The 18764-nt window shown below is 33.3% G+C and carries 14 protein-coding genes; 4 read left to right on the top strand and 10 right to left on the bottom strand.

Going from position 1 to position 18764, the window contains the following annotated elements:
• Nucleotides 1-41: 41 nt before the first annotated feature.
• The 5 genes from AAGV33_RS11610 to AAGV33_RS11590 form a co-directional block, all read right to left on the bottom strand.
• A complete protein-coding gene (locus AAGV33_RS11610; RefSeq protein WP_373392187.1) occupies nt 42-2030 on the bottom strand; it encodes a GAF domain-containing hybrid sensor histidine kinase/response regulator in 1989 nt (662 codons plus the stop codon).
• A gap of 83 nt (nt 2031-2113) precedes the next feature.
• Complete coding sequence (locus tag AAGV33_RS11605) at nt 2114-4423, bottom strand: DNA topoisomerase 3 (protein ID WP_373392186.1); 2310 nt, start codon at nt 4421-4423, stop codon at nt 2114-2116.
• Nucleotides 4424-4648: 225 nt separating this feature from the next.
• The gene (locus AAGV33_RS11600) at nt 4649-5020 is read right to left on the bottom strand and encodes a YchJ family protein (RefSeq protein WP_373392185.1); all 372 of its coding nucleotides are present in this window, start codon (nt 5018-5020) and stop codon (nt 4649-4651) included.
• A gap of 5 nt (nt 5021-5025) precedes the next feature.
• Nucleotides 5026-5256 carry a hypothetical protein gene (locus tag AAGV33_RS11595; RefSeq protein WP_373392184.1) on the bottom strand — a complete coding sequence of 77 codons (231 nt, stop codon included), beginning with the start codon at nt 5254-5256 and terminating at the stop codon, nt 5026-5028.
• A gap of 13 nt (nt 5257-5269) precedes the next feature.
• The gene (locus AAGV33_RS11590) at nt 5270-5422 is read right to left on the bottom strand and encodes a hypothetical protein (protein ID WP_373392183.1); all 153 of its coding nucleotides are present in this window, start codon (nt 5420-5422) and stop codon (nt 5270-5272) included.
• 358 nt (nt 5423-5780) lie between these two features.
• Here AAGV33_RS11590 and AAGV33_RS11585 point away from each other — a divergent pair, with 358 nt between their 5' ends.
• Together AAGV33_RS11585 and AAGV33_RS11580 are read left to right on the top strand one after the other, a co-directional pair.
• Complete coding sequence (locus AAGV33_RS11585) at nt 5781-8138, top strand: PAS domain S-box protein (RefSeq protein WP_373392182.1); 2358 nt, start codon at nt 5781-5783, stop codon at nt 8136-8138.
• Entirely contained in the window at nt 8135-8527 is a 393-nt protein-coding gene (locus AAGV33_RS11580; RefSeq protein ID WP_373392181.1) for a response regulator, read from the top strand. The genes AAGV33_RS11585 and AAGV33_RS11580 overlap by 4 nt, the downstream gene beginning before the upstream one ends.
• Here the strand turns inward: AAGV33_RS11580 and AAGV33_RS11575 are convergent.
• Nucleotides 8524-9084 (bottom strand): hypothetical protein, encoded by a 561-nt coding sequence (locus AAGV33_RS11575; RefSeq protein ID WP_373392180.1) that lies wholly within the window; start codon nt 9082-9084, stop codon nt 8524-8526. The genes AAGV33_RS11580 and AAGV33_RS11575 overlap by 4 nt on opposite strands.
• Before the next feature lie 87 nt (nt 9085-9171).
• Here AAGV33_RS11575 and AAGV33_RS11570 point away from each other — a divergent pair, with 87 nt between their 5' ends.
• Both AAGV33_RS11570 and AAGV33_RS11565 read left to right on the top strand, forming a co-directional pair.
• A complete protein-coding gene (locus AAGV33_RS11570; RefSeq protein ID WP_373392179.1) occupies nt 9172-9420 on the top strand; it encodes a hypothetical protein in 249 nt (82 codons plus the stop codon).
• Between the two features lie 162 nt (nt 9421-9582).
• Complete coding sequence (locus AAGV33_RS11565; protein WP_373392178.1) at nt 9583-10023, top strand: KTSC domain-containing protein; 441 nt, start codon at nt 9583-9585, stop codon at nt 10021-10023.
• Nucleotides 10024-10325: 302 nt separating this feature from the next.
• On the opposite strand, the gene AAGV33_RS11560 is transcribed toward AAGV33_RS11565, so the two are convergent.
• The 4 genes from AAGV33_RS11560 to AAGV33_RS11545 all read right to left on the bottom strand — a co-directional run bounded on the left by AAGV33_RS11560 (nt 10326) and on the right by AAGV33_RS11545 (nt 18764).
• Nucleotides 10326-10775, bottom strand: a complete 450-nt coding sequence (locus AAGV33_RS11560; protein ID WP_373392177.1) for a LuxR C-terminal-related transcriptional regulator — start codon at nt 10773-10775, stop codon at nt 10326-10328.
• 179 nt (nt 10776-10954) lie between these two features.
• On the bottom strand, nt 10955-13858 hold the full coding sequence (locus tag AAGV33_RS11555; protein ID WP_373392176.1) for an exo-beta-1,4-galactosidase: 2904 nt from the start codon (nt 13856-13858) through the stop codon (nt 10955-10957).
• Nucleotides 13859-13868: 10 nt separating this feature from the next.
• Entirely contained in the window at nt 13869-16217 is a 2349-nt protein-coding gene (locus AAGV33_RS11550) for a beta-galactosidase (RefSeq protein WP_373392175.1), read from the bottom strand.
• 123 nt (nt 16218-16340) lie between these two features.
• Complete coding sequence (locus AAGV33_RS11545) at nt 16341-18764, bottom strand: beta-galactosidase (protein ID WP_373392174.1); 2424 nt, start codon at nt 18762-18764, stop codon at nt 16341-16343.

Here is an 18764-nt window from a genome sequence, read left to right as displayed (position 1 = left end):
ATTCTGAAAATAGTACAAAGCTATTGTATATTTCTCTTTTATCATAGTTCCTTTAGACTTTTAACTACTTCAACAATTTCATCACTCAAGCTATTCATTTTTTCTTTGGCTTCAGTACTAAATTGTCCTAATTCAGCTTCTTCTTCAATAATAGACAAGCAATTAGTAAGATCCTTAAGCATAAAAATATCCAGACTAGATTTCATATTGTGAGCAAATTTCTTAACGCTATCATTGTCATTTTTATGAATTGCTTCTTGCAATTGAGCTACTTGACTCGGAACTTTTTCTATAAAAAGATTAATCATTTCTTGGATAAAATTTGGATTACCACATGCCATCTCATCTAGATAGGAAAGATCTATCTTTCTCTTTATAATATTGGTAGTATCCTTACTCATGACTGCTTTTATAGCCTCTAAAAGTACTTGTTGTTTAAACGGTTTAGGTACATACCCATTCATTCCGGAATCAAAACACCGTTTCTGTTCTCCCACCAGAGAGTGAGCTGTCATAGCAATTATAGGAATATTAGAATTCATTTCATTTCTAATGTACTGCGTTGTTTGGTAACCATCCTTAACAGGCATCTGAAGATCCATTAATACTAAATCATAATTGTTCTGTAATAGCAAATCTATTCCTGCTTGTCCATTTTCGGCAATATCTAATTCAAAACCAAAATTATCAATAACACTCTTTGCTAATTTTTGATTTAAAATATTGTCTTCACATAACAAGATTTTAATACTGCCAAGATGTTCTTCTGATAATGCTTGTGTTTCCACTTCAGTATAATCTGCTTTCTTATAATTTATGACAAAAGAAAATTCCGAACCACGTCCCTGCTTACTTTTTACATGAATTGTAGCATTATGCAATTCGACCAATTGTTTTACAATATTAAGCCCCAATCCTGTACCGCCAAATTTTCGTGTAGTACTTTCTTCTGCTTGTGTAAATCGTTCAAAAATGGTGGTAAGTTTCTCTTCAGCAATGCCAGTTCCTGTATCTTTAACCGAAAATCTAAGCGAATTATAATCGGCGGTCTCATCTACTTTTTTTACTGAAACTGTTACTTCACCTTCTTCAGTAAACTTAAGAGCATTGCCTATAAGATTAACCAATATTTGATTTAATCTTCCCGAATCGCCAATTACAATTTCAGGCATATCTGCATCTAGAAAGAGGTTAAATTCAACATCTGCAGGCACTTTTACCTTTAGAAAATTATAAACATGTTTAAGAGTCTTTTTTAAATTAAACGGATGTTCTTCGATTGTCAAATTCCCCGATTCAATTTTAGAAAGATCTAAAATGTCATTAATTATTAAAAGTAAATTCTCTCCAGCAATTTGTACACTATCAATATAATCACACTGAACAGCATCTAACTTTGTTTGAGCCAGAAGGTCCGTAAAACCAATTATTGCATTTAATGGAGTTCTGATTTCATGACTCATATTAGCCAAAAAACTATCCTTTGCTAATACCGCACGCTCCGCAATTTTTTTCTGAACATCAAGCTCAATATTTTTGGTTCTTAATTCCAACTGGTTGATAACGTGTTTGGCAACAATTGAAAGTGCATTTCGCTGGTTTTCATTAAGTTCTTTGGTAACATGATCTACAGCACACAGCGTTCCTATGTTATAACCATCTGGAGTTGTAAGAGGAACACCAGCGTAGAATCTAACTTTAAAACCTCCAGTTACGTTGGGATCATCTTTAAATCGTTCATTCAAAAAAGTGTCTGGTATTTCAACCATTTTGGAGTCCATAATGGTGTACTGACAAAAACTAATTTCCCTTGGAACTTCGGACACACCAACACCTATTTCGGATTTAAACCATTGTCTGGTCTCATCTATAAACGAAATATGAGCAATTGGAACACCACATATATAGGAAACAAGTTTTGTTGCATCATCAAAAGCATCTTCTGGTAAAGTATCCAGTATATTATAGCGTTTTAATGCTGCTAAGCGCCCTATTTCATTATTGGGTACAGGTTTTTCTTTAGTATTCATGCTATTAGTAGGTAAAGTTCATAAATATAAAAAATTCCCGCCAAACCTTTAGAAAAAAGTGCAAGTTATTATTTTGGTTATATCTATTTATTCTGCTCTTCTTTCAAAATAGCATATACCAAGTCTTTAGTAGGTTTTTGATCTTTTAATTTTTCTCTCACTATTTCAAAAGTGACTTTAAAATCACAGCCTGATTTATATTGGCTACAGCCATAAGCTGTATTCCCTTTTATAATAGTTCCTTTTTGGCATTTCGGGCAAGCTAACTCATCCGATGTTACTGCTGCAGTTGCTTTCGGAATAGTTTTTTTAGGTTCTAATTTGAGTTTGAAATTTTCATCAAAACGAAGCAAACCTTCCACCGTTTCATCATTAATTTTAAAGTCTTTTAAATTGACCGTAGAGCCTTTTTGAAGCAAACGCAGATATTGGTTCTCTGATATTTTTTTCTCTGCAAAAGTAAAAGGCAATAGAAAATCGCAACCCGCTTTATAATCGCTACAACCATAAGCTGATTTTCCTTTTATCAAGGTAGCTTTTTTACATTTCGGACAAGATTCTTCTTCCATTCCTGCGGCTTTCTTTTTCTCAACAGCAGCCACTTCTTTTTGAACACTTCCGGCATGCGAAATATTAGCACGAGTCGTTTCACTTCGTACTTCATACACTAGAGCATCAACCATACGTTTCATATTATTGATAAAAGCAGCAGCGGTAAAAGTTCCTTTTTCAATATCTTTCAATTGTTTTTCCCAGGAACCTGTCAATTCAGCCGATTTTATTAATTCATTTTGAATGATATCTATAAGCTGAATTCCTGTTGGTGTAGGCAAAACTTGTTTTTTATTTCGAACAATGTATTGGCGTTTAAATAGCGTTTCAATAATATTAGCTCTTGTAGATGGTCGTCCAATGCCATTTTCTTTCATCAATTCGCGCAAATCCTCGTCATCGACTTGTTTTCCTGCCGTTTCCATCGCTCGCAACAAAGAAGCTTCCGTAAACTGATTCGGCGCTTTAGTTTCTTTTTCTAAAAACGAAGGTTCGTGCGGTCCTTTTTCTCCCACAACAAAACTCGGTAACAAATCGGCTTCTTTTTCTTTAGCATTTGGATCTTCGAAAACAACTCGAAATCCTTTCTTTAAAATTTCTTTTCCCGTAGCTTTAAAAGTTACATCGGCGGCTTTACCAATTACCGTGGTATTCCCAACCAGGCAATCATCATAAAAAACAGCAATAAAACGCTTTACAATAATATCATACACCTGTTGCTGATTGTATTGCAAATTAGATTGTACTCCGGTTGGAATTATTGCATGGTGATCGGTTACTTTTTTATCGTTAAAAACCTTTGGCGACTTTTTAATCTTCTTTCCTAAAAGTGGTTCCGCCAATACAGCATAATTAGTCAGTTTTTGAAGAATTCCAGGTACTTTAGGATAAATATCGCTTGGTAAAAAAGTAGTATCGACTCTGGGATAGGTCACTACTTTTTGTTCATATAATGTTTGAACTATTTTAAGTGTTTCATCTGCCGAAAATCCAAATTTGGTATTGCAATATACCTGCAAACCTGTTAAATCAAAAAGCTTGGGAGCAAATTCATTTCCATTCTTTTTTTCGACAGCAACAATTTCGAAATCACTTTCCTTGACTTTATTAGCCAAAAGTTCTCCATCTTCTTTTTTTAGAAAACGTCCTTCTTCATAACTAAAAAGGGTTTCTCTATATAAAGTCTGTAATTCCCAATACGGTTGCGGCTTGAAATTTTCGATTTCTTTAAAACGCTCCACAACCATTGCCAATGTTGGCGTTTGAACGCGTCCAATAGACAATACCTGTTTATAACCGCCGTGTTTTACGGTGTACAAGCGAGTAGCGTTCATTCCCAACAACCAGTCACCAATGGCTCTGGAGAAACCAGCATAATATAAATTATCGTAGTTAGCGGATGGCTTGAGGTTTTCAAAACCTTCTCTAATAGCTTCGGTAGTTAACGAAGAGATCCACAGGCGTTTTACCTCACCTTTATAATTCGCCTCATTCATTACCCAACGCTGAATCAACTCTCCTTCTTGTCCAGCATCCCCACAGTTGATGACCAATTCGGCTTTGTCAAATAAACTTTTTACAATTTTAAATTGCTTCTGGATTCCTGAATTCTCGACTACTTTAGTTTCAAATTTTTCAGGAAGCATCGGAAGATTATTCAAATCCCAACTTTTCCAATACGGTCTGTAATCGTTGGGTTCTTTTAAGGTGCACAAATGTCCAAAGGTGTAAGTTACCGCATAGCCGTTGCCTTCATAATAGCCATCGTGTTTGGTATTCGCTCCTAAAACGGATGCAATTTCACGTGCTACACTTGGTTTTTCGGCAATACAGACCTTCATTTTTTCTTGCTAATTTGAGGCCGCAAATTAGGGATTTTGAATTTGGAAATAAAGAGAAATCATCAGGAGTTATGAACCACAACTTTTGCAATAACCATAACAAAGCCGTTTCAATACTATTTTTTTGAAACGGCTTTACTTATTTTTTACTGTTTTTAGTTTAAAAATGAATTTTCAAAAAAAATGGAGCATCTATTAGTAAATTTCAGAAACATTAATTTATCATCAATAATAATCTCCATCTACATAATACCAATTTCCTTCTTCCTGAACAAAGCTTGAAAATTCATGATGAATATGCTGCTGCTTGTTTTGATTTAAATAATACGCTTTAAATTCTACTGTTGTTGGCGTAGATTTAAGAACCTCTAATTTTTGCCATTGATTACTAGTTGCCCACAACAAAATATCTTCTTTAGAATGCAAGTTTCTTTGCGAGATATGAGTTGTTGCTACCAAATAATCTGCTTGATGAGTAGCATAAGCGGAATAACGCGATCGCATTAAAGTTTCGGCTGTTGGTGCGTTTTTAATTCCTTTGATATAAGGTTCGCAACAATTTTTAAATAATTTTTGAGAATTACAATAACATTCCATATTTGTTAAACGTGTCCATTAAGAGCCACAATTTTTTGATGCAATTGATTCAATAAAACTTGGTATTTACTTATTTCAATTAAATCCTCATCTTCCTCAGATGTGTCTAACAAATCATCTAATTTTTCACTTACGGCTACTAATTTATTATTGGCTTCTTTAGCATTTTTGGTAGCAATTAAATCGATAATTTCTTGAACTTCAATTTTTAATAAGGTGTATTTATCGTTTTCCATTTTTGGGGTTTTCTTATTTATTAGCTTCTTTATTATCTTCGTTAAACTTTTTCACAATCTCTCTTAGCTTTTCTTTTCTAAGCATTTCGGCTTGTTTTGCTTTGGCTTGCGTTTTGTGTAACTTGTCGTTGTGTTTTTTTATATTCTTATCATTATTTCTTCCCATAATCACCTTATTTTAATTCTTCCATATATTATATTCGATTTCTATAAATCAAAATAAAATAAGATTGAATTTAGTTCCATTTTTACAAAGTTTATCATTTTAAATAGATAATTCAAATTTAAAAACACTTAAATCTCATTTTGCCAAACAATTAGATTCTAAAAAACAGCTCATTTTTGCTTTTTATTTAAAAATATAGAAAATAAATTGTTTTTAAATTATAAAAAACAATGAATAAATATTTATTACTTAAAAAAAATTCATATATTTGAAGTGAAAAAATTGCATTTTACTTAAAAGTTTATTAGATTATCTGTAAATAATTCAATAATATAACGTTTTTTAACTTTAAAAAAGAATGAAACTAAGTCTATCGCTATTAAGTCATAACCATTGGTTTATAATCAAGCCAAAACTGACAGGCATTTTAGTCTTTTTGTTTTTTTGCATTATTTTTTCACTAATTATTTCGCAGCAATATCAAATTTCGAGAAAAGCGAAACATGATGCGATGCATACCCATCTACAAGCCATTCATAAAAGCATTGATGAATCTTTAAAAAGTTATTATGTAGATGCACTAACATTATCGTTAACGATTAATGACAAAGGCATTCCTCAAAATTTTGAGTCAGTAGGAAAAAAAATTCTTGACGCAAACCCTAATATTGATGCAGTTCAACTGGTTCCAAACGGAGTTATCCAGTACACGTATCCCACACAAGGGAATGAAGCCGCAAAAGGAGTTGATATTTTAAATAATAAAAAAACTCGCATCGAAGCTTTAAAAGCCATTCAAACACGAAAAATGTATTATGCAGGACCTGTGGAATTAAAACAAGGAGGTTTAGGAATTTTAGGGCGATTAGCTATTTATAAAAACAATCAATTTTGGGGCTTTTCGGCCATTCTCATTCGATTAAATACACTATTACAGAAGCCTGAAATTAAACAAATTGATCAATCCAAATATCATTTTCAATTTTCTAAAATAAACCCGAATACTGGAAAAGAAGTATTTTTTTTAACTTCAAAAGAAAAATTAAATACTAAAAATGCTGTAAACTCTATAATTCCTGATGGCGACTGGAAACTTTATTTAATCGATAAAAGACCCAATGAATTAGTATTTCCTTTGATCTTTCGTTCACTTCTAGCCTTCTTTTTGGCTTCGCTAATTGGTTTTCTAACCACTTCATTTTTCAAAAAACCAGCTGAATTAGAAATTTTACTTCAAAAACAAGCCGATAAACTTTTAAAAAATGAAATTAAATTTAAAAGTGTTTTTGACCAAGCAGCAGTAGGAATTACTTATGTGGATTCTAATTCGGGGCAAATTTTAGAAGCAAATAAAAAATATTGTAGTTTATTAGGCTACACAGAGGACGAAATAAAACAAAAAAAAATACAATCTATTGTTCATCCCGGTGATTTAAAAGAATCTCTTTTAAAGTTCGAAAGACTAAGAAACGGATCAATCAGAGAATATTCAACGGAAAAAAGACATATTACAAAATCAGGTAATATTATTTGGATCAGACTTACCATTTCACCTCTTTTGGAAATAAATACATTACCTACAAATCATATTGCTATTGCTGAAGATGTGACACAACGTAAACTTGTAGAAAAAGCTATTTTAAATTCGCAACAAAGAATTGAATCACTCATCAATACAGTTGACGGAATTGTCTGGGAATGTGATGCTAAAACTTTAGAATTTAATTTTATAAGTAAAAAAGTAGAAGATATTCTAGGCTACACTTCACAAGAATGGATTAACACTCCTAATTTTTGGATTAATCATATCTTTCCTGAAGACAGAGATTTTACACTAAAATATTGCGAAGAACAAACCGCTCTTAAACTAAATCATGATTTTGAATATCGAATGATAGCTAAAGATGGAACCATTGTTTGGATGAGAGATATTGTAAATGTAATTGTCGAAAATAATGAAGCCAAAAGCCTAAGAGGAATTATGATTGATGTTACTAAAACCAAAGAAATTGAAAAAGAACTCAACAATTCCTTCAATCTGGTAAGCGAGCAAAATAAAAGACTTTTAAACTTTTCTTATATTGTTTCCCATAATTTAAGATCACATACTAGCAATATCTCTTCGATTGTAGATTTAATTGAAACCTCAGAATCGGAAGAGGAAAAAGAAGAAATGGTACAATTACTAAAATCTGTTTCTGATTCTTTAAATGAAACGATGCTAAATCTTAACGAAATTGTCAATATCCAAACCAATGTTGGCATTGTAACAGAAAACTTAAATTTAAAACAATACCTGGACAATACCTTAAATATTCTTTCGGACCAAATTGAATTGAAAGGTGTTACTGTAGTTTCTTCAATTAATGATGCTATCGAAGTAAACTACAATCCTGCATATTTACAAAGTGTTTTATACAATCTAATTTCAAATGCTATTCGTTACAGTCATCAGGACAGAAATCCTGTCATTAATATTGATTGTTATATTGAAAACAACAAAACCGTACTTCAAATATCCGATAATGGAATAGGAATTGATCTTGATAAAAACGGTCAAAAAATATTTGGAATGTATAAAAAATTTAGTACCCATAAAGATTCAAAAGGTATTGGATTATTTATCACTAAAAACCAAATTGATGCAATGGGTGGCAGTATCACAGTAGAAAGTGAACCTAATCTAGGAACAACATTTAAAGTGTATATATCATGAACGGAAAAACGATTTGGGTTATAGACGATGATCCTATTTATCAAATTATAATGAAAAAAATCATCCTAAAATCGGGGATTTTTTCATCTAATTTTTCTTTTTCGAATGGTAAAGAAGCTATTGATTCTTTAAAAGAAATCATTGCTAAAAATGAAAATTTTCCAGATATTATCTTGTTAGATATCGAAATGCCCATACTCGATGGATGGGGATTTATGGAAGAAATAACCGTTTTGAAACCTCAAATTAATGCCGAAATTCAAATATACATTTGTAGTTCATCAATAGCTATTGAAGACAAAGAAAGAGCTAAAAATAACAAAGGCATCTTAGGATACATGTGCAAACCTGTAACTCTTGATGATTTAATAAAAATTACTTCTTTTTAATTCGAACACTTTTTAGCCACTTCCATTTTTATTTCTTCTAAAGTTTTATTGGTATTTATTAGTTCTTCTATAATTAAAGAACGTAGAAGAACAATATCATCACATTCAAAATGTTTAGCCCAGGAAGTAAGTTGTATTAAATTTCTAATTTGTTTGATTCGTTTAGTGGTTTCTAAACTAGTACGAAGCACCGCTTTTTGATTGTAATGGGGATTATTTTTATGTTGGTAATTCACCGTATTCTTAGTATAATCCATTTCTAAATAATACAGCTTTTCTATAGCATTATCAGGATAAAAATGGTCCCATTTTGCAAAACCTATTTTATATTTTGAAACCGTTTCAGGTTCCATAGCTACTAAACGCCACTTACTATTGGCTAATCGTCCCCAATGATTAGAAACACGATACATTCCTTCTGGAGTGTAATAATACCTACTCCCCGCTTTGCTTTCAAATTGAACTTTTAATCCTTTTATAGCGTCAGGAAGCACTTCGTGAAAAACACAAAACGTATTTTTAAAAGAATTGGGATGAGGCCTAAAGTTTTTTTGCATAAGCGCAAATATACTTAGAAAGCACAAAACAGCCTAAAGCCAAGAATAATTGATTAACTTTGCAGCAGAATTTTTAAATAAAATACCATGACAAAATCTTCAGAAGGAAAGATGTTACAAAAAGGAGTATTTACAGGAATTATTGAAAAAGATGAAAATAACAACTTTTTTTGTGGAGAATACTTACTAGATTATAAAATGGTTCAGGCTAAACATGCTGTTGGCGATTGGATTACCATAAAATCCATTATTGAAAACCCTAGTGATATAAGCTACAATAAATACCCTAAAAAGTCTAAAAACTTTGATAAGGCTAATAATAAACCAGAACAATAAACCCTGAGGTTCTGAGTTTTAGAACTAAAAAAATCTTTTTTTCTTTTTTTTTATTGATAAAGTAAAAACTTAAAAAAAAGTGTACCTTTGCAAAAAAATTGTCGAATTCTAAAACAGAGCAACATCTGTTTTACACTAACAGACAAGTAGTTACCTTAATTTATGAAAAAAATAGTTGAATACCGCAAGCTTTTAAATGTAGATAAAACTGCACAGCTAAAAGATTTAAAAACCATTTACCGTAATGCGATGAAAGAAGCGCATCCTGATAAATTTCAAGGAGACGAAGCTGGTTTAAAAGAAGCTGAAGAAAACAGTAAAAAAATCATTGAAGCTTACCACTTTTTAGTAAGTATCAATCCAGAAACTATTAAAGCTAATTTACCTGAATACCAAGAAACTACTGCTACCGCTACTGTTACTGATTACAAATTTGTAGAAGGTAGATTGATTATTAATTTTTCAAACGGTAGTGTTTATGAATACATTAGTGTTCCTAAAGCAACTTACGTAAAAATGGTAAATGCTGATTCTCCTGCAAGATTCGCTAAAAGACATATCTTCAATGCATTTCCTTATAGAAAAGTAACAAATCAAGATTAATTTTATATTGTCTTTTACTTTTTAAAACGATTATCAATTCAACCTCTACATCATCCGTGTAGAGGTTTGTTTTTATACCCTAAAGTTCCACACCTATTATTTAAATTACCATTTGTGATTCACTAATATTTCTTCTTCTTTTTGTGAATGGATTTCGAATACTCTCCTCATACAAAAATTATTTTCTTAATATTCCTCTTATTTTTCCTTTAAAAGATTTTAAATTCTATTTATCCCATTTCAAACAAACTAACTGTTCTGAACTATACTGATTTTTTAAAATTTGAATCAATAAAATTTCTTTACAAAGAAACAATTCCCATAACTACTGCGGTTTTTACAGCTTCGGCAGTATTTGCAACCTTCATTTTATTGATAATATTTTGTCGGTGTCTGTAAACAGTATGTACAGCAATATGCAATTCTTCGGCAATTTGTTTGCTTCCCAGTCCATGATGTTTAGCCACTAAAATAATCCCTTTCATTCCCGCTTCTTTTGCTACTCTAGCCCATTGACGTGCATCAAGAGCAGTTGGATTGAATAATTCAGGCGATTCATCACCATAACCCCATTCTTTATTAGTAAAAGTGTTTAACGAAAAATGGATGAAAGCATAGAACTCCATTTCCTGCCAATCGATTTGTTTTTGGGATGGCAATGGACCAAATGGTTGAGGAGCATTTGTCTTTTCTTGAGCAGTTATAGTCGACACAAGACTCAAAAAAAACAGTGAAAAAAATATATTTTTCATCAAAACAGTAATTTATATTTTATAAACTATAAATTTAAAACAAAAAGTACTGCATCGAATATTATTTCGACAAACAACAATTTTTAAAGCACTTAGGATAATTAAATCGAGTGATTTTGCTTTTCAGAACAATAAAAAAGCCCACAAAATTAATTTTATGGGCTTTATTGTAGTTAGCATTAATTGACTTTATTCTGATTCGAATTGGGTTTCAATTCGTCAGGACTGTCTTTTGTAAAGGTTTTAAATTGTTCTTTAGACGGACTGACAAAAATATCCTGAATCACATCAAAACTCAACTCGTTTTTAGGATTGAATTGATCTGAATTCATGTAATTTTGAAGTGAGAAAAACAATTCTCTAGAAGCTGGTTTATCCTGAACTTCTGGTCCTAAATCAGCACTACTTACTATAATTTTTCCTTTTCCAACCTGTGCTTCAAAAACCAAGGCCAATCGACGATTCATAAACCAGGTATCAATAGGTTGAATCAACGGACGAAAATCAGCCGGAAAATCTTCTAAATTCATTACCTGAGCACGGTTTTGAATATCCCACCACTGTAAATCACTGTGGAAACTAGTTGGGAAATCATTGAAAGCCGGACTCTTATCCTGAATTAGCATTCCTGTAACATGTGGCGGACGCATTTTAAACCAAGAGGTATTCCAAAAAACGGGTAGAAAATGCATTTCTACTTCTTTCCCTTTTACCACTTTTCCTGATGCATTCAAAAACACCTTTCCACCATTATTCAGCACTTCTTTTGCCTTTGCATCTAAAACATTTGTATAATAAATAGAAGAAGAAATTTCAGGGTTTCTATTTGGATACACCCAAAAATCCCAATCGTTTGCAAAATCAGTTCCATCGACTTTTACTTCTAATTTTAATTTTGAGGCAATTTGAATATCAGCTAATCCAAAACTCAGGTTTCCAACAAAAATTCCATTTCCATTTTCGAATGTTTTAGAATCGAATTTTCCAGAAGAAACAGTTCCTCCTTTTTCATTTTTAATAGTCCAACTAATTACAGCATTTTGCAATGCCGTTTTACCCGAGTGAAAAAGGACGATTTCGGCTTTAAAAGTTTCTCCACTATTGTAGACAAATTTTGGAATCTTAGCCAAAGGAACTGTTGCATTAGAAAATCTCGAATATTCTTTAGCTGTAACATATCCTTTTTCTTCAAAAAAAGCATCCAACACACCTACCAAAGCCGTTCCCTGGCCTGGAAAATCCTGTAAACCTAGTGCCTGAAAACCAGCATAACCTGGCGTTCTCAACATTTTTTCAATTTCGCCTTTATAACACAAAACCTGTAATTTTCCAGAAGCATTCAAGAAATCTTTAGACTGATCGGCCATATCATGATCTGCTAAATCCTGACGAAACATTTCAAAGTTTTTAGCTCTGTAAACTCCTTTGTATTTTTGAATTTCTTCGAAATTTGGAAAAACACAATACTGACCAATTTCGTGCGCCACAAAAGGAACTTTAAACGGTGCAATACCAGCACTAAAATCCGATTCGGTTTCAGGCATTTTTTTCCATTCTAAACCTCTTACACCACCACGCGATTGGTATTCAGCATTAGGAACTACAGGCCAGCTCCCTCCTACTGACATTCCTGTATAGACTCTTCTGTTGTCTTTTGCTTTCCAAAAATCAACAAAAGCATTCAAATATTTTACCTGATTTCCTGCAGGTTCATTTCCTGCTGATAACATGGTAAAAGAAGCATAATTGCCATACTCTTTAGCCATTCTTGTCGTTTCATCATATAAATATTGATCTACTGGCTGACCCAATCCTATTTTAGGACCGTGATTAGGCCAACTCGGACCTTCGGGTTGCAAATAAAGCCCCACTTTATCAGCAGCAATAAAAGCCGCTTCTGGCGGACACCACGAATGAAAACGAACGTGGTTCAAACCATAAGATTTGATTTTTTTATAAATTTTCTCCCAGGCTTCCACTGTTGTTGCTGGATAACCTGTTAAAGGGAATTCGCAATTATGCAGTGTTCCTCGAAGAAAAACAGGATTACCATTGATCAAAAATTGGTTTCCATTAATTTTAAATTCACGCATTCCAAACTGAACTTTTTTATTGGATTTTATTCCTTTGGCATTCAAATTTACATCCAAATGATACAAAGCTGGATCAAATTCGTCCCAAGTCAACATTCCTTTTCCAAAAGGCAAATCCAGTTCAAAAGTTTTAGTATCTGATGCAGCTACGACTATTCTACTCTCTATTTCCTTAGTTTTATCAGACTTAGAACTGTTGAAACTTTTTGCTGAAATAGCTATTTTTCCACTAAAAATAGTTGGAGTAGTATTATTGATCGTGATTTTCACACGCGCTTTTCTGTTTTTTACATCAGGATAAATCTGAATATCATCTATATAAACAGGTGCAATACCTTCCAACGCTATTTTACCAATAATTCCATTCCAATTTCCTTGGGTATGATCGGTGATACTGTGCGAATCAGGACCAACATTTATTTCTTTAATACTGTTGTCTATTCGAATAGAAATACGCTGTTTTCCTTTCTTCAAATAAGATGTTAAATCATAAACATGCGGAGCTACTAAGGAGTTTTGTAACCCTACTTCTTTATCGTTTACCCAAACTCTGGTTTCGATATGCGTTCTTTCTAAATGAAGAATAATGCGTTTGCCTTTCCAATTAGCAGGAATATTTACTTCTTTTTGGTACCAGGCAGCTCCAACGTAATGCTTTGCCGGAGTCAGCCAAAAAGGAATATGTATATTTCCTGGTTGGCGGTATTTTTCTAATCTTGGAATAAAATAAAAAGAACTATCATAAATAGAACCTGTCCACTTGGTTTTCAGCGTAATTTCGTCTCCTTTTAAGAATTCCGCCATAGAACCTGGCAACTTGATGTTATCCGAAAGATTTCTGTTGTACCATTTTCCAGTAATTCCTTCATCATTTCGATCAATTTCAAAATGCCAATTGCCATCCAAATGAATCACTTCATCTTTTCCTTTAAAACTGCTTAAAGAAAATAGAATTGCCAAAAGAAGACAGACGTAATTGAGTTTTTTCATTAGATTGTATTTATTTTTTAATTGTAAATGAGCTTGGTTTAATATAAAAACGATAGGTTTTTACATTTCCATTGGTACTTTTATCCGTACGGGGCAAATATTTAAATCCTTTAATTGTAGTAGTTTCTTCCATATTTACTACTACCTGATGCGGATGTGGCGTTTTTGAAACAGTCCAGGCTGTAGACCAAAAAGTAGATTCCTGTTGGTCAAATATTTTTTCAGCCGAATAATTTCCTACCGAAACTTCTTCGCTATCAGCATACACAATTTTCCATTTAGAACGATTTATTGGTAAACCATCTGCTCCAATCAATTCAATTTCAGCAATACTGCTGCTGGTGTCTTTAGGATTTTGAGAATTTAATGCCTCAAAACAGAAATACTGACCTTCAAATTCTTTCTCGAAAGTAACTTCTTTCCAACCTTGACCACTGGCTAATTCTCCTTCATTAGCAGGAGTTTCAGCAGATAAATCCAAAGTTTCTCCTTTTTTACGATGCAAAAGCGATTCATCTACTACAATTTTGTCTAAAACCGGAATGGTAACACCTACAACCTGAGCTTGTTTTGGAGTTTCTAAATCAAGAATGATAATCTCATTTTTTCCTTTTTTCAACCAACATCCTGGCATAAACAAGGTTTGTTGTGGTCCAATTTTCCAATAACGACCAATATTATATCCGTTTACCCAAACCATTCCTTTGCCCCAAGTACTCATATCGATATATGTATCACCTACAGCATTCAATTCAAAAGTAGCTCTATACAATGCCGGACCATTGGCTTTTGCTTTTTTGAATTTCATTTTTTTCTGAAAATCATAATCTACTGGAAAATTAAAAACTTCCCAATTAGTCAGATTAGTGGTAGTTGAACCAACTAGCATTTCCACTTTCTCCGTAATTCCTTTGCGGTCAATAATGGTTTTACCATAATTCACTCTGCCCAAAGCATCTACTAAAATATCAAGAACATCGTCTTTTTTTACTGGAGGTATTTTTATTGTATTCTGATCTTTACGACGGTCTAAATTCCCAATTAATTTTCCATTAACATAAATAGCTGCCCAATCATGTAAATCGGTAATTTTTATATTAAATGAAGTGGTGCTTTCTGGTAATTTGGTACGATACAAAATGCGCCCCCAACCTTGGTCAAAATTCTCCATCGGTTGTATCAACTCCGATTTATTGGCTTTTGGAAGATTTTCAAAAAGCGACGCCGACTCATTAAATGTAATTTTAGGAATCGAAATCATCGAATAATTTACTGGTGGTTCTGGAATAGTTTCACCTGGATTCAGATAATTTTTCATCAAATCACGCACCGCATAAAATTTATCCGTAGGTTGTCCCGCTTCATTAATTGGAGCATTATAATCATAAGAAGATACCATCGCACCAAACGGAGGGGCATTCGCTCCACCCCATTGTCCAAACGAAGTTCCACCATGCGCCATATACAAACTAAACGAAATATTGCGATCCAACATATCTTTTAAACTGCCTATAAAACTACTGATCGATCGGGTTTCATGCGCTCGTCCCCAGTAATCAAACCAACCCGTCCAATATTCGCTGCACATTAACGGTGCTTTCGGATAAATTTCTTTATATTTTTCAAACTGCTTATCGATATTCGAACCTGCTCCAAAATTTAATGCCGTGTAAACTCCTTCAACATCATATTTAAAGAAATTCGAACTCCAATCGCAGCGAAACAATTGTGCTTTATCAAACCCCGAAGCACGAACGGCATCACGAACTTGTGTCATGTAACCCACATCGTTACCAAAAACTCCATATTCATTTTCGACCTGAACCATGATAATATTTCCGCCATTTTGAATTTGGTATGGAGCTAATTGTTTTCCTATTTGCTTCAAATATTTGATAGAGCGTTCCATAAAATAAGGATCATTTGCAGTTCGAACTTGAAGATCCTTCTTTTTTAATAACCACCACGGCAAACCACCCATATCCCACTCAGCACAAGCATAAGGTCCGGGACGAACGATGCAATACATTCCGTTTTTCTGGATTAGTCGAACAAATTCGGCTACATCTTTTTGTCCTGTAAAATCAAACTGATCTGGTTGTTGTTCGTGAAAATTCCAGAAAAGATAAATACAAATGGTATTCATCCCCATGGCTTTACACATTTGGATACGCTGTTCCCAATATTCTCTGGGAATTCTCGGAAAGTGGATTTCTCCAGCACGTACTAAAAATGGTTTTCCGTTTAATAAGAAGTTATTTTCTCCAGCCTCAAAAGTTCCAGCTTTCCCAGAAGTTTGTGCGTGAGCTGCCAAGCTCATAAAAATTACAATGGCAAAAATCAGTTTTGATATTCTCATGTTTTTTATAATAATCTTATTTTTCAAAAATACATTTACTTGTTAGTAAACCAAACTTAAAATTGTTTAATATCATTTAGAAATATGGTAAAGTTTCTAATTTAATGCTCAAACTTTTTTACTTTACTTCAACTCAACATTCACCTTATATTCAACTGAAATCTGAGGTTGTTTTACTTCCAGAAAACTCTTTTTATCGCTAAAATCAGGCAATACTTTTTTATCCAAATAACTCAAATATGGAGCGTCTTTCTGCATTGGCATAAAATAAAAATACATATCGCTTGTTTTTAAAGCTTCTTGGTATCTTTTTAATCCAATTGTCCAAGGTTTGCTCGTGTAAAGATCATCTGTTTGTAACTCGCCGTTCATCATACAAATTGCACGATCACCACGGTAATCAAAAGTGATGAAAACATCATTTGCTTTTGATAAATCAAGACTGCCCGCTTTCAGTACATAATGACTGTTATCGGCTTGTATTAATTTAATAGTAGTATCTGCTTTTGGCACACTCAACTTCCAGGCGCTTATGTTTTTAATTACTGCTTTTCCTTTTGTCAGCTTTCCATCAACCGAAGTTACAGCAGCAGCAGGATATACAGTAAAATCAATGTTTTCCTGATTATTACTAATTAATGTTACTTTTTCATTATTATCTAATACCAATGCGTTACTCAATACTAACTTTTGATTGTCAACTTCGCCAATCAAATATCCTTTTTCTGCTTCACTACTTGGTAAAACTAAAAATGAAACTCCGTTTATTTCGAAATCATTGATTTTTCCCTCAGTACAAACTACAACAGTATTTCCATTTCTAGTTACAGTTTTTATTCCTGTACCAGTAACTTTCACCTTACCTGGAAGTACTATTTCTGGCTTAATTCCATCAACAGAAAGCATCACATTATACTTTTTATTGTTATTTATAAATCTACAAAAAGGCTGTACCGTTGCCATGCGAATCGCTACTCCATCATAATTTACATTAAAAGGAAAAATCGCTGAACTACCCGATTTTAACGTAAAAGTTCCTGTCTCAGGAAATGTCAATTGCCCTGATTTAGTAGCTACATTAATTTTCAATCCTGATAAATCTTTCATTTCCAAATGATCCTGAAAATTATGCATGAACAAATAGCCTTTTTCTCCATCTCCCCTTACAGCATAACGCAAAGTGCTCGTATCAGTCGCTTTGATGCTATCATTAGTTGGAGGTAAAATTGGATATAGCGGTGCTAGATCGTTGCCAAAACTTTTCAAAAAGTAATTCATCAACTTTAAAGGATAATAGCCACTGCTTACATTTCCAAATTCTCCAATAGGAGCCTGATAATCATATGATTTATTGTGAAGTCCTGCACCTTCAGTAAAAAAATAATTCCCAATAGAAGGTGTAGTTCCACCATGATACATATAAAATCCCAATCCATTCGTTCCGCTTCCCACCGTACGAACCATCATAGGAAGAAAACTTTCTCCCAGAACACGTGGACGTCTGGAATAAGTAACAGCCATTCCGGTGCCTAATTCGGCGGCTAATGATGGATATAAATTCACATCATAACTCACAGGTGAATAATCTGGTTTTTGATGTATATTTTTAAACAAATAAAATGGCGATGGACTGTTCCCAGCTGTCCAGAACGGATAAGCATATCCTGCCATAACCGGAATAGATCCTTTCTCAACAATGGTGGCATAACCCCAGCCTGTAGCGGTATAAATAGGTGCTACTAAACCCGCATCAATAGCTAGTTTTTTAAGTGTTTTCATGTGGTCTTTACCTAAATCAGCAAACTCATTTCCTAGCGCATTGATCCCCACACCATCCTGAATAATCTTTTTATCTCGTCCTGCCACAGTGCGCTCTTTAGGAGCGTCCTGATATGTAAATCCCCAAGGTGCTGTAGAATGTTGGTATTCATTTTCTAATTGCACACCAACAATAGGGCCGTTATCTTTAAACATCAGTCCTTTTAACTGTTTGCCTATTTCCTGATACAAGCGGTTCGTATAAAACAAATACACCTGATCATTGCTTCTTACATCAATAGGACGACCATACAACCAATCTGGTAAACCTCCGTTACGAATTTCGCCATGAGCAAAAGGGCCTACACGCATTAATACTTCCAAACCATTTTTGGCACACAATTCCGTAAAACGACGAACATCTAGATCTCCACTCCAGTTGAAAGTTCCTTCTTTAAATTCGTGCATGTTCCAAAAAACATAAGTAGCTACAACGGTAATACCACCAGCTTTCATTTTTTTCAGCTGCTCGTCCCAATATTGATGTGGATAACGACTAAAGTGAAATTCTCCTATAACAGGAATAAAAGGTTTTCCATTTCGTTCCAGATAAAAACTATTTACTTCAATCTTGTCACCATTCAAATTACTTCCGCCCAAATCAAGATGACCGCGTTTTACATCCGTATTGACTTTTGTAATATCAATTGAATAATTATTTTGAGCCGATAATGAAAACGCAACAAATAGAAAAACCCAAGTTATTGCATTAAATTTTGTGATTCTCAT

The sequence above is a fragment of the Flavobacterium magnesitis genome (assembly GCF_041729735.1).
GTDB lineage: Bacteria > Bacteroidota > Bacteroidia > Flavobacteriales > Flavobacteriaceae > Flavobacterium > Flavobacterium magnesitis.
Note: the sequence above shows the minus strand (reverse complement) of the source record. Positions and strands in the feature narration are given on the sequence as shown.

Coding starts and splice junctions, on each gene's coding strand:
- AAGV33_RS11590 (WP_373392183.1), bottom strand. CDS start 5,422: ATGGGAAGAAATAATGATAAGAATATAAAAAAACACAACGACAAGTTA.
- AAGV33_RS11610 (WP_373392187.1), bottom strand. CDS start 2,030: ATGAATACTAAAGAAAAACCTGTACCCAATAATGAAATAGGGCGCTTA.
- AAGV33_RS11600 (WP_373392185.1), bottom strand. CDS start 5,020: ATGGAATGTTATTGTAATTCTCAAAAATTATTTAAAAATTGTTGCGAA.
- AAGV33_RS11570 (WP_373392179.1), top strand. CDS start 9,172: ATGACAAAATCTTCAGAAGGAAAGATGTTACAAAAAGGAGTATTTACA.
- AAGV33_RS11585 (WP_373392182.1), top strand. CDS start 5,781: ATGAAACTAAGTCTATCGCTATTAAGTCATAACCATTGGTTTATAATC.
- AAGV33_RS11555 (WP_373392176.1), bottom strand. CDS start 13,858: ATGAAAAAACTCAATTACGTCTGTCTTCTTTTGGCAATTCTATTTTCT.
- AAGV33_RS11550 (WP_373392175.1), bottom strand. CDS start 16,217: ATGAGAATATCAAAACTGATTTTTGCCATTGTAATTTTTATGAGCTTG.
- AAGV33_RS11605 (WP_373392186.1), bottom strand. CDS start 4,423: ATGAAGGTCTGTATTGCCGAAAAACCAAGTGTAGCACGTGAAATTGCA.
- AAGV33_RS11595 (WP_373392184.1), bottom strand. CDS start 5,256: ATGGAAAACGATAAATACACCTTATTAAAAATTGAAGTTCAAGAAATT.
- AAGV33_RS11575 (WP_373392180.1), bottom strand. CDS start 9,084: ATGCAAAAAAACTTTAGGCCTCATCCCAATTCTTTTAAAAATACGTTT.
- AAGV33_RS11580 (WP_373392181.1), top strand. CDS start 8,135: ATGAACGGAAAAACGATTTGGGTTATAGACGATGATCCTATTTATCAA.
- AAGV33_RS11560 (WP_373392177.1), bottom strand. CDS start 10,775: ATGAAAAATATATTTTTTTCACTGTTTTTTTTGAGTCTTGTGTCGACT.
- AAGV33_RS11545 (WP_373392174.1), bottom strand. CDS start 18,764: ATGAGAATCACAAAATTTAATGCAATAACTTGGGTTTTTCTATTTGTT.
- AAGV33_RS11565 (WP_373392178.1), top strand. CDS start 9,583: ATGAAAAAAATAGTTGAATACCGCAAGCTTTTAAATGTAGATAAAACT.